Source organism: Shewanella sp. 10N.286.45.A1, assembly GCF_041470405.1.
Classification (GTDB): Bacteria; Pseudomonadota; Gammaproteobacteria; order Enterobacterales; family Shewanellaceae; genus Shewanella.
The window spans coordinates 1-489 of sequence record NZ_JBFRMK010000462.1; the positions used below are offsets into that span (position 1 = coordinate 1).

Annotated in this window: 1 protein-coding gene; it reads left to right on the plus strand. The window is 41.5% G+C overall.

What is annotated here, in order from left to right; genetic code table 11:
* Positions 1 to 178 precede the first annotated feature (178 nt).
* On the plus strand, positions 179 to 489 hold a 311-nt coding region (locus tag AB4238_RS22415; RefSeq protein ID WP_372035850.1), incomplete at its 3' end, for a helix-turn-helix domain-containing protein.

Sequence of the window (489 nt, forward strand, 5' to 3'; positions counted from 1 at the left end):
CACCGCTGAACATCCTCAAACAAATCTTGGTTTAATGACAACTTTCAATGCATTAATAAACGGATAATCACCAGTAAGTGAGCCCTAGATTCTCATAATAACCAACACACTTGGAATGGACAGGAGAGCCAGCTGCTCGTAGGCTGAAGTTCTCACACAAACAACCAGGTGCTCCATAATGAAGCAATACAAACAGCTGACTCTTAAGGAACGATACCAGATAGAGATGCTTCTGAACATGGGATTTACAGCAAGAAAGATAGCGATAAAGCTCACCCGTTCAAATAAGACAATTTCCATTGAAATTATGAGATGTAAATTGGGTCATTATAATGCTGAAATCGCTCATCGGGACGCATTAGCTCGGCGTGCAAATGCAACGAAGTTTACAAAGATAACTCAGTCTGTTATTGATACCGTTGACTCGTCACTCTCGATAGACTTATCACCAGAGCAAATAGCGGGTAGAGAAAAGCTTGAGAAGCGTGC